This is a genomic window from Aequorivita lipolytica (assembly GCF_007997135.1).
GTDB classification, from domain to species: Bacteria; Bacteroidota; Bacteroidia; order Flavobacteriales; family Flavobacteriaceae; genus Aequorivita; species Aequorivita lipolytica.
The window spans coordinates 246,377-270,323 of record NZ_VORU01000003.1 but is presented as its reverse complement, the minus strand read 5'-3'; the positions used below and the strand labels follow the sequence as shown (position 1 = coordinate 270,323).

Here is a 23,947-nt window from a genome sequence, read left to right as displayed (position 1 = left end):
TATTCCGTTATTCACTAAAACAAAACCTTTTTTATGTTAAACTTCTTTATTCAAGAGGGTGCTGAAGTGGCACAGGATCTTGAACCAATTTCTGAAGAGAAAACCCTTTCAATTATGGATCTCCTTTTAAATGGAGGTATGGCTGGACAAATAATTATAGGCGTGCTCTTCGTTTTGCTATTTGTTGCAGTCTATATTTATTTCGAAAGACTCTTTGCCATAAAGGCCGCATCTAAAATGGATGGAAACTTTATGAACCAAATCCGCGATCACGTTGCAAAAGGTAATATTCAAGCAGCAAAAATGCTTTGCGCCCAGAACAATACGCCGGTTTCGCATTTAACTGAAAAAGGAATTTCAAGAATTGGAAGCCCGTTGGAAGATATAAATACCGCAATTGAAAACGCAGGCCGTCTTGAAGTTTATAGACTTGAAAAAAACGTAAGCGTTTTGGCAACAATTGCAGGAGCGGCGCCTATGATTGGTTTCTTGGGGACCGTAATTGGGATGGTTTTAGCATTCCACCAATTGGCAACCAGTAGTGGCCAAGCTGAAATGGGTAGTCTTGCCGAAGGTATTTATACCGCTATGACTACAACAGTTGCTGGGTTAATTGTTGGTATTATTGCCTATATGGGCTACAACCATTTGGTTGTTAAGACCGATAAAGTAGTACATCAAATGGAAGCCACAGCAGTAGATTTTCTGGACATTTTAAACGAGCCTGCTTAATGAACTTAAGAGGAAGAAATAAAGTAAGTGCCGAATTCAGCATGAGTTCCATGACAGATATAGTGTTTTTGTTGTTGGTGTTTTTCCTGCTTACTTCGCCTGCTATAACACCAGATGCTTTGGATTTAATACTTCCAAAGGCAAAAGGAAAAACTTCAAATGTGCAAAAGGCATCCGTGAGTATAACAAAAGACGGGGCCTATTATGTAGATAAAGAGCGCGTAAGCGAATACAGCATTGAGACTGAACTTAAAAAAGCTCTTGCCGGACAGGAAGAACCCACCGTAATTTTACGCGCTGAAGAAGGCGTGCCAATTGAAGATGCCGTTTTTGTAATGGATATTGCAAATAGAAATAACTTCAAAGTAGTTTTGGCAGTAAGACCGAACTAATCAGTTTTCAGTAGCCAGTACGCAGTAATCAGTTGGCTTTTGAATGCAATTACTGCATAAATTTCAAAATTTTGAATTAAAAACCTTAAATCTCGGTTACTGAGCGAAGTCGAAGTATGAATTTTTTAGACACAGAACATAAACGAAAAAGTATGACCATCACGGTAATCGTGCATGTGGTTATTCTTATTCTTCTGTTTTATGTAGGTATGAAATATATGGATCCGCCGTTGGAGCAGGGGATAGCGATTAATTTTGGAACTACTGAAACGGGTAGTGGCGAAATTCAGCCAACAGAAAAAATTCAATCTGCACCTCAAAAAACAACTTCAGAGCCTGTTGCTCAGCCTAAAGCTGAAATTAAGGAAGAAGTGGTTACACAGGACAATGTAGACGCTCCCGTAATTAAAAAGGAGACGCCAAAAAAAGAGCAAACTCAAACCCCAGTAAAAGAACAGCCAAAAAAGGAAGTTAAAAAACCTGATCCTAAACCCGATAAGTCCACAACTGATGCTCTTTCTAGTTTTTTGAACGGTCCAAAAAGTGATGGCACGGCAAAGGGCGGCGAAGGCGACGATAGAAATCCCGGCGATAAAGGAAGTCCAGACGGCGACCCGAATGCAAGCGCTTATTATGGTACTGGCAAAGGTTTAGACGGTGACGGCAATTATTTACTCGGTGGAAGAAAAGCTTTGAACAAAGAAAAGTTTGTGCAGGATTGTAACGAAGCGGGAACGGTGGTTGTTAGTATAGAAGTGGATAGAAACGGAAAAGTTATTAACGCAACTGCTGGTGTGCGTGGTACCACAAATAACTCGCGCTGTCTTTTAGAGCCTGCTAAAAGAGCTGCTTTGGCTACAAAATTTAATGCAGATGAAAAAGCGCCTGCAAAACAGATTGGGAAGATTATCTATAAGTTTAGTCTTTCGCAGTAATCTCTTTGTTTTTTTCGATTCTCTAATTAAAATTTTCAAAAACCATTACTATATTCATTATCTTAAAAAAACCTTAAAATTTATAGCGATGACTACAATCACCATAAAAAAAGGAATATTACAAAAAACTCACTTTGAAGGATTCTCAGAGTTTTTGCAATATATGGCTAAGCAGGACGGAGATTTCAGCAGTCCTGATTTTAAGGATACCGTTATAACTGATGAAATTTTAAAGCGCGCCGAAGCAATAAGAAAAGAATTTCTCGAAAAACCTGAAAAATTTAAGCGTGCAATCCAGTGAATGTTGTCAATAAATCTGCGATTATTGCATATTGTGAAAAAAGACAGATTCTTTCCCAATATCTCAAGGCCTCTAGCTATTTATAACTGGGTTTTTATGATACTGTAAAACTTAAATTACTTAAACCCAAAGAAAACGGTATTTATCAATTTCGCATCACAGGAAAGTATCGTGCACTTGCAATTAAAGAAGATGAGAACTTAGTTGTTTTTGAAGTTTCAGACCATCAATAGGTGTATAAATTTCTTTTCATCAGTGCTAAAAAACTAATTATATCTGCCTCATTTTTTCTGTATCTTTAAACTTCAAAAAAAGATACTATGCTTCGTATTTCTACTTTTATTTTCGTTTTAACTTGCTTTATAAGCTGTAAAAATGCTTCTGAAAAAGATAAAACTTCTTCTTCTGAAAAATCAACTTCAAATATTTCCGAAGAAGAAAAAAATGAAAAATATCCACACGATTTTATGTTTATGCAAAGAGCATATCCAGATGGTAAATTGAATACTGCAGCATATTCCGAAGCAATCCGTTGGAAAAGGCAAGTCGCACACAGAAGCAATGCAAATGAAATATGGCAATTTAGCGGACCTTTAAATATAGGCGGAAGAATCAGCGATATTGAAATTCCCACAACCCAGCCCGAAGTTTATTATGTGGGCGCAGCTTCCGGGGGAATTTTTAAAACTATAAACGGAGGAAATGATTGGACGCCAATTTTTGACGAGCAGCAAATGCTTTCCATTGGCGATATAGAAATTTCGAAAACCAATAATAATTTAATTTATGTAGGCACGGGCGAAGTAAATGCCGGCGGAGGTTCCTTAGTTTACGATGGCGATGGAATTTACAAAAGTACAGATGGAGGCACAACTTGGCAATCTAAAGGCCTGCCAGATATTGGCAGCGTGGGCAAAATTGTTTTAGATCCAAATAACGACAATACAGCTTTTGTGGGCGCAATGGGACCTTTGTTTAAAAATAGCGCAAATCGCGGAGTTTATAAAACTACAAACGGAGGCGATAGCTGGCAGCAGGTTTTGTTTGTAAGCGACTCTACGGGAGTGGTAGATATGGCTATTCATCCTACAAATGGTAATATAATTTACGCTGCAAGTTGGGAGCGAATTAGAAGGCCAAACAGGAGACAATACGGCGGAATTACCTCAAGAATTTATAAAACTACAAATGGAGGTTCTAATTGGACAGAACTTACCAATGGCCTGCCGAGTATCGCTTCTCAAAAAGGAAGAATAAGTATAGATATTTCGCAATCAAACCCGAACGTGCTTTATACACGTTACGCAGATGCAACAGGAAATATTCAAGGGGTTTATAAAACTATAAATGGTGGGGATTCTTGGACGGCTGTTAACTCCAGTCAGTTAACCGATGTTGGTTTTCACTGGTGGTTTGGCGGAATTTTTATAGATCCAACAGATGAAAACACAATTTATAATGTAGATTTTGAAGTCCAAAAATCCACTAATGGAGGTACTAGTTGGGGAGACTCTTTTGCTAACGTTCACGTAGATCAACACGCGATGGCGTTCAATGCTTCGGTGCCGGGCGAAGTGCTTCTCGGTAATGACGGCGGCCTTTACTACAGCAGTAATGGCGGTTCTTCTTCAGTAAAAGATTTGAAACTTCCTATTACGCAATTTTATAGAATGCACGTAGATGCACAAAACGAAAATAAAATTTACGGTGGCGCGCAAGACAATAGCACCAGCCGAACCCAAACAGGAGGCTTAACGGATTGGAACATTATTAATGGTGGTGATGGTTTTCAGCCTTTGGTAGATCCTACAAATACGAACGTTATTTATGCGCTCTCTCAAAATGGTTTCCTTAGAAAGTCAATCAATAACGGTAGTTCATTTTCCAATGCCACCAATGGAATTTCCAGCGGTGACCGAAACAATTGGGACACCCCAATTACTTTTGATGCATCAAATTCCCAAACGCTTTATTACGGAACAAATAGACTTTACAAAACCACAAATGCTGCTGGCAATTGGACGGCAATAAGTCCGGACCTCACAGATGGTCCCCACGCTGGCAATCTTACATTTGGAACTATAACTACAATAAGTGTTTCGCCCTTAAACAATGAAATTATTTTTGTGGGCACAGATGATGGCAAGGCTTGGGTTACGCAGAATGGTGGTTCAAATTGGATAGATATTTCAGCTGGAATTCCAAACAGATGGGTCACGAAGGTTTTGGCTTCCCGTGAAGATCCCAATACAGTTTATTTAACACTTTCGGGATATCGATTTGGTGAAGACGTAGGCCACGTTTATAAAAGCACCGATTTGGGCAATAATTGGTTTGATATTTCGGTGAGTTTGCCGGACATTCCGGTTAATGATGTAGAGCAGGACAGTTTTGGAAACCTATTTATAGGCACAGATGTTGGCGTTTTAGCTACTGCCGATGAAGGTATAAATTGGAGTGTCTTAGGAGAAAATTTGCCCTCGGTGGTGGTTACTGATTTGCATATTCACGAGGATTCACAATTTTTATTTGCTGCTACTTTCGGGCGTTCAACTTATAAAATTGATATTGCCAATGATATTTTGAGTACAGCTGAAACCATTTTTTCTTCGGAAGTAAAAGTATTTCCAAATCCCGCTTCAGAAATAGTAACGGTTTCTCTGAAAAATACTTCTGAAAATACTTCATTAGAAATTTACGATGTGATGGGAAGGTTTGTAAAACAACAAAAATTTGACGGTCAAAAACAACTTCAACTTTCTATTGAGAAGCTTCAACCTGGGATTTATTATTTGAAAATTTCCGAAGGAAAAAAACAAACCACAAAAAAATTGATTGTAAAATAATTTAAGGCAATTAACGATTAACAAATAACCATTAACTATTTCCGCCATCAACTATTCAGAAACAATCAACTGGCTTTTTGCGCAACTCCCAATGTACCAAAGGGTGGGGCAGTCCGCATATAAAGCAGATTTGGCCGCGACCATAAATCTCGCCAATTATTTAAACAATCCCGAGAGAAGTTTTAAAAGTGTACACGTAGCGGGTACAAACGGCAAAGGCAGTACAAGCCATATGCTGGCATCCGTTTTTCAGGAGGCTGGCTATAAAACGGGGCTTTATACCTCACCACATTTGAAGGATTTTAGGGAGCGGATAAAGATAAATGGCGAGATGATTTCGAAGCAATTTGTTTTAAAATTTGTTGAAAAACATAAGTCTTTTTTTGAAAGCAATCAACTGTCCTTTTTTGAAATGACAGTGGGTTTGGCGTTTGATTATTTCAGGAATGAAAAAGTAGACATAGCCATTATTGAAGTGGGAATGGGCGGCAGGCTGGACAGTACAAATATAATAACCCCCGAAGTTGCTGTAATTACAAATATAGGTTTAGACCACACACAATTTTTGGGTAGCACTTTAGAAAAGATTGCCGCAGAAAAAGCTGGAATTATAAAAGGAGGAATTCCGCTTATTATTGGTGAAACTTTGCCTGAAACGAAAGAGATTTTTAAAAAAATTGCTTCGGAAAAAAATGCACCAATTTCGTTTGCCGAAACAATAGATGCTCCTAACTATACTTCAGATTTAAAAGGTTTTTATCAGAAGAAAAATATTAAAACTGTAATTTCAACTTTACGAATTCTTCAGAAAAAAGGTTGGAATATTTCCGAAGAAAATATTCAAAATGGCTTAATGAATACCGTTAAAAACACAGGTTTGATGGGGCGTTGGCAGGTTTTAAATGAAAACCCGAAAGTAATTTGCGATACAGGTCATAACAAAGAAGGGCTAGAATTGGTGATGAAGCAGCTTGCTGAGGAAGAATATAAAAATCTTCATATTGTATTGGGTGTGGTTAGCGATAAAGATTTGGCTTCTGTTTTACCGCTATTTCCGAAAAACGCTATATTTTATTTCTGTAAACCGAATATTCCGCGAGGTTTGGATGCTTCACTTTTGCTATCGAGAGCCAGGGGTTTCGGATTGGTTGGGGAGGAATATATTTCGGTATCAAAAGCTTATGAAGCTGCTTTAAAAGCCGCTTTGCCTAATGATCTGGTGTTTGTTGGGGGAAGCACTTTTGTGGTGGCGGAAGTTATTTAGAGCAAAAATATTGGAATAAAAAAAACCGAAGTAAAACTTCGGTTTCTTAAAAACTGGTGGGCGATGAGGGGTTCGAACCCCCGACCCCCTCGGTGTAAACGAGGTGCTCTGAACCAGCTGAGCTAATCGCCCTTCTTGTTAGCGGTTGCAAATATAAGTTACTTTTTAATTTCACCAAACATTTATTTGAAAATAATTCCATAATGAAACGTTTCCATAATTTGTCGAGGAAGTAAATAAGTTTAACTTTGACTAATTCATCAACTAAACAAAAAACTTTTGAATCCATTTTTTAAGAATATAATAGTAAACGTTGTAAAAAACCGTCAAAAGCATAAGAAACCTTCACAGATTTCAGAACCTTTTGAAAAGCGCGTTAAAAATCTAGAAGTTGAGGTTAAACATGAGATCTGGGATTTTTTCTACTTGCTTTTGGGCGTAACAGCTGCTTCTTTTGGCTTAAAAGGATTTTTAGTTCCAAACAACTTTATTGATGGTGGGGTAACGGGAATTTCGTTGATGGTAAATGAGCTGGCTGGTATTTCTTTTCCCCTTTTATTGGTGTGCTTTAACTTGCCTTTTTTAGCAATAGCTTATTTTTCCATTGGAAAGAGATTTGCGATACGAAGCGTTATTGGAATCTTTCTTTTGGCAATTGCCGTACATTTTATTCCTTTTCCTCCCATTACGGACGACAAAATTTTGGTTGCTATGTTCGGTGGTTTTTTCTTGGGTCTGGGAATTGGTCTCGCAATTCGTGGGGGTGCTATCATTGATGGAACGGAGGTGCTGGCAATTTACATTAGCCGAAAAACAAGCCTTACCGTTGGGAATGTAATCATGTTATTTAACGTAGTTATATTTATAACCGCAGCGTATTTTCTTTCCACTGAAATAGCATTGTATGCAATACTCACTTACTTTGCAGCTTCAAAGACGGTAGACTTTGTAATTGACGGTATTGAAGAATTTATGGGAATTACCATTATTTCTGAAAATAGTGATGAAATTCGTTTGGCAATAATAGAAAAAATGGGTCGCGGCTGTACTATTTTCAAAGCCGAAAACGGATTTTCCAAAAATGGGGAACCCAGAAGACCTGTAGATGTTGTTTATACAGTAATTACACGTTTGGAAATGAGCAAGCTTAAAACCGAGGTACATAAAATAGACACCCAGGCCTTTATGATTATGACTTCAGTAAAGGATGCGAGGGGGGGAATGATAAAAAAGAAACCTATCAAAAAGTTTGATAAATAGCCTCTAAGCTTTTATTCTTTTAGTTTTCAATTCTGAATTTAGTAATTTAGATCTTTTAGAAATTGGGCCATTAACTCAGTTGGTTTAGAGTGTCACGTCGACAACGTGGAAGTCGTTGGTTCGAATCCAACATGGCCCACTAGAAATTTGTTTACAGTCTCCTTTCCCCCGAAGCATCGGGGTAACATGGCTTACATATGCTTTTTGTATAGAGCAGATACATTTATAACAAATCTAAAACACGCTCTAAGGCCATTCCACGTGAGGCTTTTATCAAGATTGTTGCATTTTTTGGCGAATTGCTTTCAAGAGTTTGGATCAAATCATCAAAAGTTTCAAATTTCATTATGTGGGAATCCTTGGTCACAGTTTTAAAGAAATTACTTCCCACCAAAAAAACATTTCCAAAAGAGTTTTCTATTAAAAAATCTACGATGTTTTGGTGCTCGGTTTCGGCTTCTTTGCCCAATTCCAACATATCGCCCAGAAACATAATTTTATTGTTTCCTTTTGTCTGTTTAAAGTTTTCTAAAGCTGCAAGCATGCTTGTAGGGTTGGCATTGTAGGCATCCATTAAAATAGTGTTCGTGCCTTTTTTAATCAATTGTGAGCGATTGTTGGACGGAACATAACCTTCAATTCCTTTCTTTATTTCTTCCGGAGAAACTTTAAAAAAGGCTCCCATGGCGACGGCAGCAGCAAGGTTTGCAAAATTATAAGCGCCTACTAAATTGCTCTGAATTGTAGTTCCTTCAAATCTTACCAAAAGATGGTGCGAGCTGTCCAGTAATTGTATGTTGAAATCACTTTGCCCATTTCCGAAAGTTATACGGTCAATCCCTTCAGAATTATCCAATTGCTGCGGATCATTTGCATTTACAAAAATTTTCTTACTGTGTTTTTTTAAAAATTGATAGAGCTCCGTTTTACCTTGTACTACCCCTTCAAGGCTACCAAAACCTTCCAAATGCGCTTTTCCAAAGTTTGTAATGTAGCCATAATCGGGCTGTGCTATTTCACTCAACATTTTTATTTCACCTAAGTGGTTGGCGCCCATTTCTACAATTCCAATTTCGGTTTCTTTATTCATTGTAAGCAACGTCAACGGGACACCAATATGATTATTTAAATTCCCTTGCGTTGCGACGGTTTTAAATTTTTGCGATAGCACTGCGTTTATTAGCTCTTTGGTAGTAGTTTTTCCATTGCTTCCGGTAAGTGAGATGATGGGAAGGTCTAAAAACTCTTTGTGAAATTTAGCCAGTTGTTGTAGCGTTAGCAATACGTTTTCCGCCAGAATAGTTTCACCAGTATTTTTATGAAAAGCTTTTTCATCAACTATAACTTTCATTGCGCCTTTGTCCAAAGCTTCTTGGGCAAATAGGTTACCGTTAAAGTTATCGCCTTTAAGTGCGAAAAAGATACAGTCTTTAAATATTTTACGGGTGTCTGTGCTTACGCCACTGCTCTGCAGAAAATACGTATGTAGTGAGGGTATATTCATAAAATAAATATACTAAAAAACCCTCCGAAGCTGTATGCCAGGGAGGGTTGTTTTTATCTTTTGTTGAAACTTTAGTTTCTTGGGCGTTTTCCTTTTTTAGATTTTGAACCTACGCGGCTCATTGCACACCTAAAACCAATATAGTCTGTTGCCATATCTTGTGGGAAATAACGTCGCTGTGCTGGATCTAACCAGTAATCACGATCTCTCCAAGAACCTCCTTTATAAACACGAACCTCATTATCAACAAGTGTTGTTCTGCCGGAAGATTTATCATATTGACGGTCTAATTCGCCTGTACTGTCTGCATAAACATTTTGGACAGGAGAGTTGTACATACGATTGGAGCCATCGCCGCTTTCAGATTCATCATCAGCAAACGACTGATAGTAACGGGATGAGCGCTTGTCTCCATCTCTATAATCGCGATTATCACTTTTAGAGAAGTTGGTGCGCAAATAGGTTTCATTTTCGTCAACTGGCACTTGAAGGATTTCTCCCGGAAGATTGCGGGCTACAACCTTTCCATTGCTCAGGGTGTCAAAAATTATAGAATCCATAGTAACCACTTTCACTTTTCCATCTTCACCAATGGCGTTTTTGGTGTAAACATTTCCACGGTAATAGTTGAAGTCGTTAAATTCGTCATCAACAATAGGGCGGTAAACATCAGCAACCCATTCGGCTACGTTTCCAGCCATATCATAAAGTCCGAAATCATTTGGTTCGTAAGATTTTACTTGCGCAGTTATATCTGCACCGTCATCGCTCCATCCGGCAATTCCACCGTAATCACCATCGCCTTGTTTAAAGTTTGCCAATTGGTCACCACGAGATCTTCTTTTTCCAGAACGGGTGTATTGTCCATCCCAAGGATATTTTTTCTTTCCTCTGTAAACGTTGTAATTACGAAGACCAACTAGGGCAAGTGCCGCGTATTCCCACTCAGCTTCGGTAGGAAGGCGGTAGGCAGGTAGTAATAACCCATCTTCGCGGCCAATGTATAAATCTGTACTGTCCTTGCTTCTTTTCGCAATAGATTCAGATCTTTTACCACCGCGGGTAATAGAATCGTTACCACCGTATGTTAAAGTAGGAGCATTTAAATATGTTTCGGTATTAAATGTTTCGCCCGGTTCAACATCATATCTTGCATTTCGTGAAGTAATTCCTTCAGTTTCCAGAACCATTTCGTTAACGCGGTCTGTTCTCCAGTTACTGAATTCGACAGCCTGTACCCAACTAACGCCAACTACTGGATATTCGGCATATGCAGGGTGGCGGAGGTAATTGTTTGTCATTACTTCGTTAAAGCCTAAGCGGTTTCTCCAAACGAGTGTATCTGGAACGGCGCCTTCATATATTTTACGGTAATTTTCATCGGATGGGGGAAAAACTTGCTTCAACCAGTCAAGATACTCAAGATACATGAGATTGGTTACTTCCGTTTCATCCATATAGAAAGATTGAACGTGTTGCTGAGTGGGAGAATTGTTCCAATCGTGCATAGGGTCATCTTGAACCCTTCCCATTGTAAATGTTCCACCTTCCACAAAAACCAGACCTGGGCCTGTTTCCTGTTCTTTGGTTTTTGGGTCGTACTGAAAGCCACCTTCTTTGGCGTTCATCTTCCACCCTGTGGCGCGGGAGCTATTTTTATAGTCCCTGGATTTGTTGCAGCCTACAAAAAGTGAGGCTAGTATAACAGTAATAAATAGCGTTAATGCTAGGTTTTTTCTTAACATCATAGATTCAAGTATGATAAAATTGGGTTCGCAATATAGTAATTAACGGCAAAAACACAATAATATTTTATTATTATTGCCTTGTGGGTTTTGGAAAAGTTTTACGACCAATCCCGAATGCAAACGTATTAGTTTTAAAATTATTATCCTAATACTGCATTGGACAAAAACTTTAAAAATTTTGTTCTATACTAAGTGTATATTTCAAGCGTTAATGGTACTAATGAGAAAAACGATACTTCTTTTTATTTTAATTGCAATGCCTTTTTTGGGAAGGGCACAATCAAAAAGTGTAACTATATTTTGGGAAGATGCCAGTTCACCTTCCAATAGTTTTGGAGATAAAACGTCCTCTGTTTCCATTAAGGAAAGCGCTAGAGAAGCAATGAAGCTCCAGATGGATAAGGAGAACTTGCTATACAGCACCCAATGGGAGGACACTGGATTTGCCGATCCTATTTCCTTAGCGGTCACCAATATTCGTTATGGCTCGGTTTCTTCCGCAGAACTAAATAAAATAACGGCAGAGCAAGTGCCAAATAGACTGGAATATAGTTTAGCTAGCACGAGATCGCGAGAAAAATTGTTCACCATTTTTAAAATTTCACCAATCATCAAAAATAACGGAAGCTACCAAAAAGTGCTTTCTTTTGATATAAATTATAGATATGGTCCACAAAGCCGCAATGAACCGCCGGCTATTACTAACTCTGTGCTGGCCAGCGGACAATGGTTTAAATTTAAGGTTGAACAAACCGGTATTTATAAATTAGATAAATCTTTCTTGAATGATTTGGGGATGAATACAGACGGCATTGATCCCAGAAACCTTAAGGTGTATGGCAATGGCGGGAAATCTTTACCCTTGCTGAATGCCCAAAACCGCTTTTTTGATATCCCGGAAAATGCAATACAAGTATCAGGCGAAGCGGATGGAAGTTTTGACGGTGGCGATTATATCTTGTTTTACGGCACAAATACCGAAGGTTATGTTGAGGAGAACGACTCTAACCTAAACCCCTATAGCGATGAGTCTTATTATTACGTTACCTCAGCCGGAGGGCCAGGGAAACGAGTAAGGGCAATGGTGGAGCCCACGGGTACCGTAGAACATAATATTAATGAATTTGATGAATATCAATTTCATGAAAAAGATGAGGAAAGCCCTACAAAATTGGGCAGAAAATGGTTTGGAAACCGTTTTGATATTGAGAGCGAACAAAGTTATAGCTTCGAGTTTCCCAATATTGTTGCCGGTAAACCGATGAATTTAATTGTAAAAGCTGCTGCAGTTTCCGAAAGCGCTACTTCAATGGCGGTTTCCATTAATAGCACTAGTTTAGATCCACTTAATTTTACAGCCTTAGGTGATGGCGGGCAGATAAGTATGAAAGAGTTGACTGAGGAAATTCCCGCAGCCAGTGCAACTGTTACTGTAGATTTGATGTATAACAATGCTGGCAATCCATCAAGTATTGGCTATTTGGATTATATTGGTCTATGGGCGGTGCGTCAATTGAGCGGTGCAGGTGGGCAGCTAGCTTTTCAATATAATAATGCAGCCACTTTAAGCGGTGTGGGAGAATATCAAATAAGTAATGCCTCGCAGTTTTCCCAGGTTTGGGATGTTACCGACTTTCAGTTTATTACATCAAAGCAGAATGAAGGCAATGCTTCTACATTTGGTTTTAAACAAACCCTTGGTGAGGTTCGCAATTATGTGGCCATTAACCCTGGCAATTACTACATTCCCACCAAAATAGCCCAGCCGGTTGTTCAAAATCAAAATTTAAAAGGAACTATATTTAAGGATGAATCGGGCAATTTTAAAGATGTAGATTATATAATTATTACAGCTCCTTTCCTTATTCAACCCGCACTGCGTTTGGCTCGACACAATAATGAATTTCAGGGGCTTAATGTAAAAGTAGTGACAACAGATAAAATTTATGAAGAGTTCAGCTCTGGCAGGCAAGATATAAGTGCCATCAGAAATTTTATTAGATACGTTTACTACAATGCTTCCACGCCCTCAAAACGTATAAAGTATGTGGGTATAATGGGAGATACTTCAATAGATTATAAAAACAGGCTTGCGAATAACAATAATATTGTACCAACCTTTCACACCCTTTTGGGTATCAGCAGCAGCAGCTCCTTTATGTCTGATGATTTTTTTGGAAATATGGATGAAAATGAAGGAACAATTGGATTAAGATCAGATATAGATTTGCTGGATATTGCTATGGGAAGGATTGTGGTTGATAATGTTTCCTTGGCAAATGCAATGGTTGATAAAATTGTAAGGTATAATGAAAAATCTTCCTATGGAAACTGGCGAAACAATTTTGTACTTATTTCTGATGATGTTGATGAACCGGGTGAGGAAATTTTAGAAGTAGAACTGGATAATCTTGGTGATCAAATTGCATTTGAAAAACCTTTCATCAACGTAAAAAAAATACATTCTGACGCATTCAAACAAGAAACTTCTGCGGGCGGTAACCGGTATCCCGAAGTAAACGATGCAATTAAAAGCGCAATAGAGGTGGGCGCCATAATTATGGATTATTTTGGTCACGGAGGTGAAGACGGTCTTGCGCAAGAAGCAATCTATACAAAACAAACTGGAGAGGATTTCAAAAATAAAGACAAACTACCTTGTATAATTACGGTTACGTGCGAATTCACAAAATTTGACAATCCGTTGCGCATTACTGCTGGGGAGCTTACCTATCAAAATAGGGAAGGCGGGGCAATTTCGTTGGTAACAACCACACGCGCAATTTTTATTAATACAGGAGTTACTTTTAATAAGGAATTGGCCAATGAACTTTTCGGATTTGGTACAGACAATCCGAATACTCCAGCTGAAGGGCTCCGCTTGGCCAAACAAACCCTTGGTGCGGGAACAGCGCTTAGACGGGTAGTTTTTTATTTGGGTGATCCCGCAATGCCGCTCGCTTTTCCGAAGAAAAGCATACGGTTAACCAAGCTAAACGGCGTGCCAATAGATCAGGCTACGGATACTTTGAAGGCATTGAGCAAAATAAAACTTGAAGGTGAAGTAGTAAACGAGGCAGGTATGCTTATGACGGATTATAATGGAGTGCTGGAAACAAAAATTTTTGACAAAAATGTGATGCGGCAAACTTTAGACAACGATAATCATGGGTTTAAAATGGACTTTACAACTTTAGGCGAAGGGCTCTTTAATGGACAAGCATCGATTTCCAATGGGCTATTTGAGATTGAATTTGTGGTACCTCGCGATATTCAAATACCCGTGGGCAAAGGAAGGGTAAGCCTTTACGCTAAAAAGGATAATGCGCTGGAAGACCAAAGTGGAGTAAATCTTGATCTTAATGTAGGCGGTCTTAATGAAAATGCGCCAGAAGACAACGAAGGTCCTTTAATAAGGCTCTTTATGAATGATGAAAGTTTTGTTTCAGGTGGAATTACGGATGATTCTCCCATACTTCTCGTAAACCTAGAAGATCCCAATGGTATTAATACAGCAAGTGGTATAGGCCATGATATTGTTGCAATTTTAGATGGAGATGAATCCAATCCATTTGTTTTGAATGAATTTTACCAAGCCGAAGTGGACGATTATACTACCGGAAAAACTAACTTCAAATTTCGCGATCTTGAAGATGGGCTGCATACATTAACCCTTAAAGCTTGGGATGTTTACAATAATTCATCCACCGCCGAAATTCAATTTATTGTTGCTGGTAATGATAAGTTAGAAATAAACCGTGTGCTTAACTACCCAAATCCCTTTGTGAATTATACAGAGTTTTGGTTTAATCACAACCGCGCTTTTGAGCCTTTGGAGGTTCAGGTACAGGTTTTTACAGTAACGGGAAAGGTAGTGTGGACTAAAAACCAAATAATTAATACCGACGGATTTTTGTCGCGCGATATTGTGTGGGATGGTCGGGACGATTTTGGAGACCGCATCGGAAAAGGTGTGTATGTGTACAAGATTACCGTAAGATCTACGTTAACAAATCAGCGGGCTGAAAAATTCGAGAAACTCGTCATCCTTTAAAAATTAAAATTATATTTGTCCAAAATTTATTAATATGAAGAAATTATTTATTCCAGTTTTAGTATGTTTAGTCGCTTTTCAGGCTCATTCCCAAGAAACTATTATCGTTCCTAATGGCGGCGATTCAAGAGTTATTACGACAGGAGTACCCTTTGTTTTGATAGCTGCAGATCCAAGAGCTGGTGGTATGGGAGATATAGGTGTTGTAACTTCAGCTGATGCCTTTTCACAACAATGGAACCCTGCAAAATATGCCTTTGCACTTTCAAAACAAGGAGTTGGTGTTACTTATACTCCCTACTTAAGCAAGTTAGTGAATGATATCTTTTTAGGTAATCTTACGTATTACAACCGTTTGAACGAACGGAGTGCTCTTGGTGTGAGTTTTCGTTATTTTAAACTCGGTGAAATTGAAGCTCGAGAAACTGCAGAGCAGTTGCCTTTAATTTTGAGTCCGAATGAACTTACTTTTGATGTTTCATACTCCCTTCGTCTTAGTGAGCGTTTTGCGATGGCTGTAGCGGGACGTTATCTTAGATCTGATTTAAAGTTACAGATTGCTCAAGAAGATGCCTCTGCAGCTGGTTCTTTTGCTGTGGATATCGCTGGTTATTACCAAAGTGAAGAAATTCCTTATAATGATTTTGACGGCCGTTGGAGAATGGGATTCAATATTTCAAACATTGGTCCAACACTGAAATATGATGAAGCAGGGTCAGAAAGTTTTTTGCCAACCAAACTTGCTCTTGGTGGTGGATTTGACTTTATTCTCGATGAATACAACAAGGTTGGTGTTTCTGCTGAAGTGAATAAACTTTTAGTACCCACGCCACCTATTCGCGGAACTGAATTTGTGGATGATAATGGTAACGGTGTTCAAGATCCTGGAGAAGAGGTAATAGATAATCGTGCAATATTTGAGGGTAAAGACAACAATGTTACCTTCGTAAAAGGTATGTTTCAGTCTTTCGGTGATGCACCAGGAGGTTTTAGTGAAGAATTGAGAGAATTTACGTGGGCGCTTGGTGCAGAATATTGGTATCAAGATGTATTCGCTTTTAGAGCTGGTTATTTTAATGAAAGCGATGATAAGGGTGGAAGGAAATTTGCTTCTTTTGGTGCGGGCTTTCGTTATACTACAATAAATATTGACATATCCTATCTTTTTGGATTAGGCACTGTTGTCACTCCTGTAGATGGAACCCTTCGCTTTGGTTTAACCTTTAACTTTGGCGATACCTACGACGAGTATTAAAATAAGTTTAAATGTTTAAAAGTTATCACTTGAAATCTGTCTTTCGAACTTTTAAACTAATAAACATCTAAACTCATAAACTAGCAAGTGAAAAAACAAAAAATTGAAATTCAACTAGAAGTTTTTGAAACTGTTTCAGAACTTCCAAAGAACATTCAAGAATTAATAAATAAGGCGCAGCAAGCACGTGAAAATGCTTATGCGCCTTATTCGCGTTTCAAGGTGGGGGCAGCGCTTCGGCTTTCTTCAGGGAAAATCGTTATGGGCAACAATCAGGAAAATGCGGCTTTTCCCTCTGGACTTTGCGCTGAAAGGGTTGCTGTTTTTAGTGCTGGCGCCAATTTCCCCAATGAAACCATTACCGCATTAGCAATCACAGTTCGCGCCGAAAGCCACGAAGTAGCTGAAGCTATTGCGCCCTGCGGTGCTTGCCGTCAATCTCTAGCAGAGTACGAGCAAAAGCAGAAAAGTCCTATCACAATCTACTTTATGGGCGAAACCGGTGAAATAATTAAAGTCGCTTCAGTAATGGATTTGCTGCCATTGGGCTTTGATGCGAAATACCTCTGAAAATAAAGCGCCAAATCTCAAGTTCCAAATAAATCTCAATAAACAAAATTCAAAATTCAAGCTTTTCTGCTTTCTAAAATCAGAAGCTTGTTTTCATTTGAAGTTTGTTTGGACTTTGTTTTTTGAATTTTGTTATTTATTTGGAATTTGGTGCTTGAAATTTGGAATTTTATTTGATTTTGGAATTTGGAATTTGTGATTTAACCTTTTAAAGTGCTATTTTTGTTATCCGTTTAAAAAATTTCCTGTTAGGAACCATATAGTAGATAGATGAAGAAAATCACCAAAAAAACGTATCTGGATTGGTACGAAAACATGCTTTTTTGGCGCAAGTTTGAAGATAAACTGGCGCAAGTATATATCAATCAAAAAGTAAGAGGCTTTCTGCACCTTTATAACGGTCAGGAAGCTGTTCTGGCTGGTGCATTGCACGCAATGGACCTTTCAAAAGATAGAATGATCACGGCTTACCGAAACCACGTACAGCCTATTGGTATGGGTGTGGATCCTAAAAAAGTAATGGCAGAATTATATGGAAAAGCCACAGGAACCTCGCAAGGCTTGGGTGGCTCTATGCATATTTTTTCCAAAGAACATCGTTTTTACGGCGGTCACGGTATTGTAGGTGGGCAAATTCCGCTAGGTGCTGGTCTTGCTTTTGCCGATAAATATTTCGACAGAGATGCTGTAACCCTAACTTATATGGGCGATGGCGCAACGCGTCAAGGTTCGCTTCACGAAACGTTTAACCTTGCAATGCTTTGGAAACTTCCAGTAGTTTTCTGTGTAGAAAACAACGGTTACGCAATGGGAACTTCCGTTGCGAGAACAGCAAACCATACTGACATTTGGAAGCTTGGTCTTGGCTATGAAATGCCGTGCAAGCCGGTTGATGCAATGAAACCAGAAGTGGTTGCAAAAGAAATGGACGAAGCAATAAAACGTGCCCGTCGCGGTGATGGCCCAACTTTCCTAGAATTGCGAACCTATCGTTATCGCGGCCACTCTATGAGTGATGCGCAACATTATCGTACCAAAGACGAAGTTGCCAAAAAGCAAGAGGAAGATCCAATTACATACGTGCTTCATCAAATTTATGAAAACAAATGGGCGACCGAAGCAGAAATTAAAAAAATTGACAAAAAGGTAAAAGATAGGGTGAAGGAGTGCGAAAAGTTTGCTGAAGATTCACCATATCCTGAGAAAAACTTGATGTTTGACGCTGTGTACGAACAAGAGGATTACCCTTTTTTATCAGATAAATTATAAGCAATGGCAGAAGTAATAAACATGCCGCGTTTGAGCGACACGATGGAAGAAGGAACGGTAGCAACCTGGCTTAAAAAAGTAGGCGATACTGTAAAGGAAGGTGACATTCTTGCCGAAATTGAAACGGACAAGGCCACCATGGAGTTTGAATCTTTCCATGAAGGAACATTGCTTCACATAGGAATTAATGAAGGCGAAACTGCGCCGGTAGATACACTTTTGGCGATTATCGGAAAAAAGGACGAGGATATTTCAGATTTGATAGAAGGAAAATCTTCCGAAAAAAAATCAAAGGAAGATGATTCCAAGGACGATAATACAAAAACTAAGAAAAAGGATGATGATGATGACACTTCCGAAAAGGCTTCCGAAGAAAAGGATTCCGAAGAAGAATCTGAAAATTCTTCAGATGAAAAAAAGCAATCATCCAGCTCTTCTAAAAGCTCAGGAAAGTCTGAACTACCTGAAGGTGTTCAGGTAATTACAATGCCACGCTTGAGCGATACGATGACTGAAGGCACTGTTGCTAGTTGGCTGAAAAAAGAAGGCGATAAAGTGGAAGAGGGAGATATTCTCGCAGAAATTGAAACCGATAAAGCCACCATGGAATTTGAATCGTTCTACTCAGGAACGCTTTTAAAGATTGGTCTGGGCGAAGGCGAATCAGCTTCGGTTGATGCCTTGCTTGCAATCATTGGCCCAAAAGGAACGGATGTTTCTGGGGTTGCTGAAAACTTCAAAGATGGGTCCTCCTCCGCTAAAGGTTCGGAGGATGAGGAGAAAGAAGATATCAAAGAGCCTTCAAAAGATGTTTCCAAAGAGAAAGAGACAAAAAAAGAAACTGTTTCAGAAAACAAAACAGAAGCGACACACACTACAAACGAAGGACGTATTTTCGTTTCGCCTTTGGCCAAAAAATTGGCAGAAGAGAAGGGAATCAACTTGCGCCAAGTTCGTGGAAGTGGTGAAAACGGCCGTATTGTAAAAAGCGATATTGAAAACTATCAACCAGCTGCTGGCGGCGAACAAGCTTACGTTCCCGTAGGAACTGAAAGTTTTGAGGAGGTGAAAAATTCCCAAATGCGCAAGACAATTGCAAAACGTTTGGGCGAATCCAAATTTTCAGCGCCGGAATACTATTTGACAGTTGAGTTGGATATGGATCAAGCAATCGCTGCTCGCGAAGCAATAAATGCCGATCCGGATGTGAAAATTTCCTTCAATGATATGGTTATAAAAGCTTGTGCGATGGCTTTAAGAAAACATCCGCGAGTAAACAGCCAATGGACGCAAGAAGCTACAAAAATTGCAAAACATATTCACATAGGCGTTGCAGTTGCGGTTGATGAAGGATTGTTGGTTCCTGTACTTAAATTTGCAGACCAAATGACGTTTTCGCAAATAGGCGGGCAGGTAAAAGAACTTGCCGGAAAAGCGCGTAACAAAAAAATTACTCCACAGGAAATGGAGGGCAGTACGTTCACAGTTTCAAATCTTGGAATGTTTGGGATAACCGAATTTACTTCCATTATAAATCAGCCTAATTCTGCTATATTATCCGTTGGCGCAATTGTTCAAAAGCCAGTTGTGAAAAATGGACAGATTGCCATTGGAAACACGATGATGGTAACTTTGGCGTGCGACCACAGAACCGTTGACGGTGCAACGGGAGCGAAATTCCTTCAAACATTGCGACAGTATATTGAAAATCCTGTGACGATGTTTGTGTAACCTATTGCAGTAAGCGCGCGATTAATCGCGCGCTTACAAAACGGTCTATTTAAAAACATGAAAAACGTAATAATTACAGGTACTTCCCGTGGCATTGGCTTCGAAATGGTAAAACTTTTTTCAGAAGCTGGCCATAACGTTTTAGCGCTTTCGCGAAACTCAAAACCCGTTTCAGACTTAAAACTGAAAAACGTAACCGCATTGGAATTTGATATTGCAAATGAACCTGAAGTAGTTAATCTTTCAGCCTATCTGCAAAAAGCTATGAAAACTGTGGATGTTTTAATAAACAACGCAGGATTTTTGGTAAACAAACCTTTTGCCGAAATAACTGCCGAAGAGTTTAAAAGAAGTTATGGCGTGAACGTTTTTGGCGTTGCTTCTTTAATAAAAACAGCATTGCCATTTATGAAAACTGACGGACATGTTGTAAATATTAGCAGCATGGGCGGAATACAGGGCAGTGTTAAATTTCCGGGGCTTAGCGCCTACAGCAGTAGCAAGGGAGCAGTCATCACTTTAACCGAATTGCTAGCGGAAGAATACAAAGAAACAGGCCCATCATTCAACGTTTTGGCCCTTGGCTCAGTGCAAACTGAAATGCTTGAAGAAGCTTTCCCTGGGTTTAAAGCGCCACTTTCTGCAACGGAAATGGCAGAGTATATTTTGGATTTTTCCCTTAGCGGGAATAAATTTTACAATGGGAAAATACTGCAGGTTTCGAGTACAACCCCATAGTTTATGACTGAAATCCTCGAAAAATACATTCCACAAGCTTCCGTAGATTCTGCTTTTGAGCTTATAAAAACTCACAATGTACATCTTAAAATTGTGAATGAGCGAGTGACTCGCCATGGCGATTATCGGAAAATGCCCAATGGACAACACCAAATTACAGTAAATGCCTCTTTAAATAAGTATCGGTTTTTGATCACGCTGGTTCACGAAATAGCACATTTAGAGGCTTTTATAAAACATGGAAGACACATAAAGCCACACGGTCTGGAATGGAAGCGTACCTTTCAGCTATTGATGCTTCCCTATTTAAGGCCAACCATTTTTCCAAATGAATTGTTGCCACTACTAGCACGTCATTTCAAAAACCCCAAAGCTTCGAGCGATACGGATGCGGCATTGGCGTTGGCATTAAAGCAATTTGACCCCGAGAACGATAAAAACTATATCTTTGAAATCCCCTTCGGAGGTCATTTTAGATTGTACAATGGTAAAATTTTTAAACGTGGAAAACAGCGTGTAAAACGGTTTGAATGTTTGGAGGTTGCCACTGGAAGAACGTATCTTTTTAACCCGAATGCGGAGGTGGAATTTTTAAAATGAGTTGAGAGAGTTTATAAGTTTATATGTTTAAGAGTTTATAAACTGTATATAATTCAAATTGATGAAATAGAAATCTGAAAAGCTAAAGGTTTTTAAAAAGTTATCTGAGCTATTAAACGCTTAAACTCCAGAATTTTAAACTTTTTTAAATGAACAAAAATTATTACGCAGTAATTATGGCTGGTGGAATTGGTTCACGATTCTGGCCCGTGAGCACCCAAGAATTTCCAAAGCAATTTCAGGATATGTTGGGAACTGGGCAAAGTTTGCTGCAAAAAACCTTTTCGAGGCTCAATAAAATTATCCCTTCAGAAAATATATACATTCTTACCAATACTGTATATCTGGAGATTACGCTAAAACAACTGCCAGAAATTTCAGAAAAACAAGTGGTTCTAGAGCCTGCAATGCGCAATACCGCGCCGTGTATTTTGCTTTCAGCTTTAAAAATTAGAAAAGAAAATCCAGAAGCACTCATGCTGGTAGCGCCAAGCGACCATTGGATTGAGGATGAAACTGCTTTTGCCAGTGATGTGCAAACCTGTTTTGATGCTGCCCAACGAGAGGATGTTTTGCTTACTTTGGGCGTTGCGCCAACTTTCCCAAACACTGGTTATGGATATATTGAAAGTGATAAAAGCGATGCTTCCGAAATAAAAATAGTGAAACAATTTCGAGAGAAGCCCGATTATGAAACTGCGAAAGCGTTTCTGGCCGCTGGAAATTTTCTTTGGAATGCGGGAATCTTCATTTGGAGCGCTAAAAGTATTGTTGATTCCTTTGAAAAGCATTTAGCTGAAATGAATTCTTTATTTTCAAAAGGGGTTGATGTTTTAAATACTTCCGAAGAAAGGCATTTTATCGATAAAAAATATCCCGAAGCAGAAAATATTTCCATAGACTACGGAATTCTTGAAAAAGCGGCAAATGTTTTTGTGAAAAAAGCTACGTTTGATTGGAACGATTTGGGAACCTGGGGTGCACTTTACGATAAATTGGAGAAAGATGAAAATCAAAATGCAGTAGTTAATGCTGAAACACTTCTGATGAACTCAAAAAGCAATATGGTTTTTACCGATTCAAAAAAACTAGTTGTTTTAGACGGCATTGAAGACTATATTGTGGTGGATAAAGAGGACGTCCTTTTACTATTTCCGAAGAAGAAAGAACAGGAAATTAAGGAATTGTTGAAAGAGGTTTCAAATAAATTCGGAAAAAAATATTTGTAAATGAGCACATCAGAAAATAATAACGACATTAAGATTACACCGAACGATGAAGAGTTTGAGAACGTAAAGCTCAATACCTGGCAGAGCATTAAGAAATTCCTGAGTGAACTTTTTGATATTCGTTCCGAAACTGATCGCGATGCAACCATTGAAGCTGTAAAAAAGGATATTTCTTTTAAAGGACATACAGCGTGGATTCTTATTTTTTCAATCTTCGTAGCCTCCATTGGACTTAATGTGAGTAGCACCGCCGTAGTTATTGGAGCGATGCTTATTTCGCCATTAATGGGCCCGATTGTAGGTATTGGACTTTCCGTTGCCATCAATGATGTGGATACGTTAAAACGATCTCTCATTAATCTTGGGGTGATGGTTTTTTTGAGTGTGCTTACAGCCTTTCTCTACTTTAAACTTTCACCGCTAACCGAAGAGACGCCAGAATTAATTGCCAGAACATATCCAACTATATTGGATGTTTTGATAGCTATTTTTGGAGGTCTGGGATTAATTGTTGCAAAAACAAAAAGCGGAACGATTGCCAGTGTAATTTTTGGGGTAGCAATTGCTACTGCATTAATGCCACCTTTGTGTACCGTGGGTTACGGTTTGGCGATCGGGAACGGCTCTTATGCGCTTGGTGCATTATACTTGTTTTCCATTAATGCGGTATTTATTGCACTTGCCACATTTATAGTGTCAAAAATATTACAATTTCCGCTGGTGCGTTATGCCAATAGCAAACGCAGAAAACGAACTGCACAGATTGCGTCATTAATCGCTATTGCAGTTATGGTGCCTAGTGTTTGGTTATTCATCAAATTATTGGAAGAACAAGTTTTTGAAAATAAAACCAAAGAGTTCGTAAAAAACGTTATTAATTATGATGGTGCCGAAGTAGTGAAATTTACACAGGATTATAAGTCGAAAAATATAGACGTGTATTTAATTGGCCGCCCCGTTCCACAAAATAAAATAGACGAGTGGCTAAAAGAAATGGAAACTACTGAAAGTTTGGAGCAAACACAGCTGCGCATCTATCAAGGTGCCGACCAGAGCGGGGAAATGGCTGCGAAGCTTTCCGGTGAGATTAAAGCCGGAATACTTGAAGATTTGTATGTGAAGAACGAGCAGATTATTCAAGGCAAAGATGAAAAAATAAGGTTTTTGGAAAATGAGCTGGCGCTTTTGAAAGTACAAAATGTACCTTTTAAGGAATTGAGTGAAGAGATTAAAATAAATTATGATAACGTTGAAACATTCAGCTATTCAAATAAAATAACTACAAATTTTAAGGATACAGATACGCTGCCCGTAATTAATATTCGTTGGAAAAAGAATGTTCCATACAAGGAGCGAAAAGCAGATTTGAAAAAAATAGATGCTTGGATTAAGTTCAAAATGAAGCTGGATACCCTTCAAGTGAGCGAGTATCCTTAGATAACTCGGCAGCTTTTTCAGTTTGTAAGAAATAGAAAATCCACGAATAAACTTATACGTTATTCGTGGATTCTACTTTTAA

General features: G+C 38.8%; 18 protein-coding genes and 2 tRNA genes. 17 read left to right on the top strand and 3 right to left on the bottom strand.

Annotated elements, in window-relative coordinates; all coding sequences use genetic code 11:
- Positions 1–33: 33 nt before the first annotated feature.
- The 6 genes from ESV24_RS05885 (at position 34) to ESV24_RS05860 (ending at position 6,470) form a co-directional block, all read left to right on the top strand.
- On the top strand, positions 34–732 hold the full coding sequence (locus ESV24_RS05885) for a MotA/TolQ/ExbB proton channel family protein (protein WP_111814485.1): 699 nt from the start codon (positions 34–36) through the stop codon (positions 730–732).
- The gene (locus ESV24_RS05880; RefSeq protein WP_111814487.1) at positions 732–1,124 is read left to right on the top strand and encodes an ExbD/TolR family protein; all 393 of its coding nucleotides are present in this window, start codon (positions 732–734) and stop codon (positions 1,122–1,124) included. The genes ESV24_RS05885 and ESV24_RS05880 overlap by 1 nt, the downstream gene beginning before the upstream one ends.
- Before the next feature lie 116 nt (positions 1,125–1,240).
- A complete protein-coding gene (locus ESV24_RS05875) occupies positions 1,241–2,059 on the top strand; it encodes an energy transducer TonB (RefSeq protein ID WP_111814489.1) in 819 nt (272 codons plus the stop codon).
- A gap of 88 nt (positions 2,060–2,147) precedes the next feature.
- Positions 2,148–2,360: a hypothetical protein gene (locus tag ESV24_RS05870; protein ID WP_111814491.1), complete on the top strand. Its 213-nt coding sequence runs from the start codon at positions 2,148–2,150 to the stop codon at positions 2,358–2,360.
- 320 nt (positions 2,361–2,680) lie between these two features.
- On the top strand, positions 2,681–5,206 hold the full coding sequence (locus tag ESV24_RS05865; RefSeq protein ID WP_111814493.1) for a T9SS type A sorting domain-containing protein: 2,526 nt from the start codon (positions 2,681–2,683) through the stop codon (positions 5,204–5,206).
- 46 nt (positions 5,207–5,252) lie between these two features.
- Positions 5,253–6,470, top strand: a complete 1,218-nt coding sequence (locus tag ESV24_RS05860) for a bifunctional folylpolyglutamate synthase/dihydrofolate synthase (RefSeq protein ID WP_111814495.1) — start codon at positions 5,253–5,255, stop codon at positions 6,468–6,470.
- A gap of 54 nt (positions 6,471–6,524) precedes the next feature.
- Here the strand turns inward: ESV24_RS05860 and ESV24_RS05855 are convergent.
- Positions 6,525–6,602 (bottom strand) — tRNA-Val (locus tag ESV24_RS05855).
- 147 nt (positions 6,603–6,749) lie between these two features.
- Here ESV24_RS05855 and ESV24_RS05850 point away from each other — a divergent pair.
- Together ESV24_RS05850 and ESV24_RS05845 are read left to right on the top strand one after the other, a co-directional pair.
- Positions 6,750–7,730, top strand: a complete 981-nt coding sequence (locus ESV24_RS05850) for a YitT family protein (protein WP_111814497.1) — start codon at positions 6,750–6,752, stop codon at positions 7,728–7,730.
- Positions 7,731–7,794: 64 nt separating this feature from the next.
- Positions 7,795–7,869: transfer RNA gene (locus tag ESV24_RS05845), tRNA-Val, on the top strand.
- An 84-nt stretch (positions 7,870–7,953) separates the two neighbouring features.
- On the opposite strand, the gene ESV24_RS05840 is transcribed toward ESV24_RS05845, so the two are convergent.
- Together ESV24_RS05840 and gldJ are read right to left on the bottom strand one after the other, a co-directional pair.
- The gene (locus tag ESV24_RS05840) at positions 7,954–9,234 is read right to left on the bottom strand and encodes a UDP-N-acetylmuramoyl-tripeptide--D-alanyl-D-alanine ligase (RefSeq protein WP_111814500.1); all 1,281 of its coding nucleotides are present in this window, start codon (positions 9,232–9,234) and stop codon (positions 7,954–7,956) included.
- A 71-nt stretch (positions 9,235–9,305) separates the two neighbouring features.
- Positions 9,306–10,979, bottom strand: coding sequence for a gliding motility lipoprotein GldJ (gene gldJ / locus ESV24_RS05835; RefSeq protein ID WP_111814502.1), 1,674 nt, complete (start codon positions 10,977–10,979; stop codon positions 9,306–9,308).
- Positions 10,980–11,202: 223 nt separating this feature from the next.
- Here gldJ and porU point away from each other — a divergent pair, with 223 nt between their 5' ends.
- From porU to ESV24_RS05790, 9 genes are all read left to right on the top strand, one after another.
- The gene (gene porU / locus ESV24_RS05830; protein WP_111814504.1) at positions 11,203–15,036 is read left to right on the top strand and encodes a type IX secretion system sortase PorU; all 3,834 of its coding nucleotides are present in this window, start codon (positions 11,203–11,205) and stop codon (positions 15,034–15,036) included.
- 34 nt (positions 15,037–15,070) lie between these two features.
- Positions 15,071–16,291 (top strand): type IX secretion system outer membrane channel protein PorV, encoded by a 1,221-nt coding sequence (gene porV / locus ESV24_RS05825; protein WP_111814506.1) that lies wholly within the window; start codon positions 15,071–15,073, stop codon positions 16,289–16,291.
- 87 nt (positions 16,292–16,378) lie between these two features.
- Entirely contained in the window at positions 16,379–16,861 is a 483-nt protein-coding gene (cdd, locus tag ESV24_RS05820; RefSeq protein ID WP_111814508.1) for a cytidine deaminase, read from the top strand.
- 270 nt (positions 16,862–17,131) lie between these two features.
- Positions 17,132–18,130, top strand: a complete 999-nt coding sequence (pdhA, locus tag ESV24_RS05815; RefSeq protein WP_111814512.1) for a pyruvate dehydrogenase (acetyl-transferring) E1 component subunit alpha — start codon at positions 17,132–17,134, stop codon at positions 18,128–18,130.
- 3 nt (positions 18,131–18,133) lie between these two features.
- Positions 18,134–19,861: a pyruvate dehydrogenase complex dihydrolipoamide acetyltransferase gene (locus tag ESV24_RS05810; protein ID WP_111814514.1), complete on the top strand. Its 1,728-nt coding sequence runs from the start codon at positions 18,134–18,136 to the stop codon at positions 19,859–19,861.
- Positions 19,862–19,918: 57 nt separating this feature from the next.
- Positions 19,919–20,599: an SDR family NAD(P)-dependent oxidoreductase gene (locus ESV24_RS05805; RefSeq protein ID WP_111814516.1), complete on the top strand. Its 681-nt coding sequence runs from the start codon at positions 19,919–19,921 to the stop codon at positions 20,597–20,599.
- Between the two features lie 3 nt (positions 20,600–20,602).
- Positions 20,603–21,199 carry a SprT-like domain-containing protein gene (locus tag ESV24_RS05800; protein WP_111814518.1) on the top strand — a complete coding sequence of 199 codons (597 nt, stop codon included), beginning with the start codon at positions 20,603–20,605 and terminating at the stop codon, positions 21,197–21,199.
- A gap of 149 nt (positions 21,200–21,348) precedes the next feature.
- Positions 21,349–22,428, top strand: coding sequence for a mannose-1-phosphate guanylyltransferase (locus ESV24_RS05795; RefSeq protein WP_111814520.1), 1,080 nt, complete (start codon positions 21,349–21,351; stop codon positions 22,426–22,428).
- Complete coding sequence (locus ESV24_RS05790) at positions 22,429–23,865, top strand: DUF389 domain-containing protein (protein WP_111814522.1); 1,437 nt, start codon at positions 22,429–22,431, stop codon at positions 23,863–23,865.
- The last annotated feature ends 82 nt before the right edge of the window (positions 23,866–23,947 follow it).

Bases quoted from the DNA above. Each gene is read 5' to 3' on its own strand.
- ESV24_RS05875 (WP_111814489.1), top strand. From the start codon at position 1,241: ATGAATTTTTTAGACACAGAACATAAACGAAAAAGTATGACCATCACG.
- ESV24_RS05805 (WP_111814516.1), top strand. From the start codon at position 19,919: ATGAAAAACGTAATAATTACAGGTACTTCCCGTGGCATTGGCTTCGAA.
- ESV24_RS05880 (WP_111814487.1), top strand. From the start codon at position 732: ATGAACTTAAGAGGAAGAAATAAAGTAAGTGCCGAATTCAGCATGAGT.
- gldJ (WP_111814502.1), bottom strand. From the start codon at position 10,979: ATGTTAAGAAAAAACCTAGCATTAACGCTATTTATTACTGTTATACTA.
- ESV24_RS05790 (WP_111814522.1), top strand. From the start codon at position 22,429: ATGAGCACATCAGAAAATAATAACGACATTAAGATTACACCGAACGAT.
- ESV24_RS05795 (WP_111814520.1), top strand. From the start codon at position 21,349: ATGAACAAAAATTATTACGCAGTAATTATGGCTGGTGGAATTGGTTCA.
- ESV24_RS05865 (WP_111814493.1), top strand. From the start codon at position 2,681: ATGCTTCGTATTTCTACTTTTATTTTCGTTTTAACTTGCTTTATAAGC.
- porV (WP_111814506.1), top strand. From the start codon at position 15,071: ATGAAGAAATTATTTATTCCAGTTTTAGTATGTTTAGTCGCTTTTCAG.
- ESV24_RS05800 (WP_111814518.1), top strand. From the start codon at position 20,603: ATGACTGAAATCCTCGAAAAATACATTCCACAAGCTTCCGTAGATTCT.
- ESV24_RS05840 (WP_111814500.1), bottom strand. From the start codon at position 9,234: ATGAATATACCCTCACTACATACGTATTTTCTGCAGAGCAGTGGCGTA.
- pdhA (WP_111814512.1), top strand. From the start codon at position 17,132: ATGAAGAAAATCACCAAAAAAACGTATCTGGATTGGTACGAAAACATG.
- porU (WP_111814504.1), top strand. From the start codon at position 11,203: ATGAGAAAAACGATACTTCTTTTTATTTTAATTGCAATGCCTTTTTTG.
- ESV24_RS05885 (WP_111814485.1), top strand. From the start codon at position 34: ATGTTAAACTTCTTTATTCAAGAGGGTGCTGAAGTGGCACAGGATCTT.
- ESV24_RS05870 (WP_111814491.1), top strand. From the start codon at position 2,148: ATGACTACAATCACCATAAAAAAAGGAATATTACAAAAAACTCACTTT.
- ESV24_RS05810 (WP_111814514.1), top strand. From the start codon at position 18,134: ATGGCAGAAGTAATAAACATGCCGCGTTTGAGCGACACGATGGAAGAA.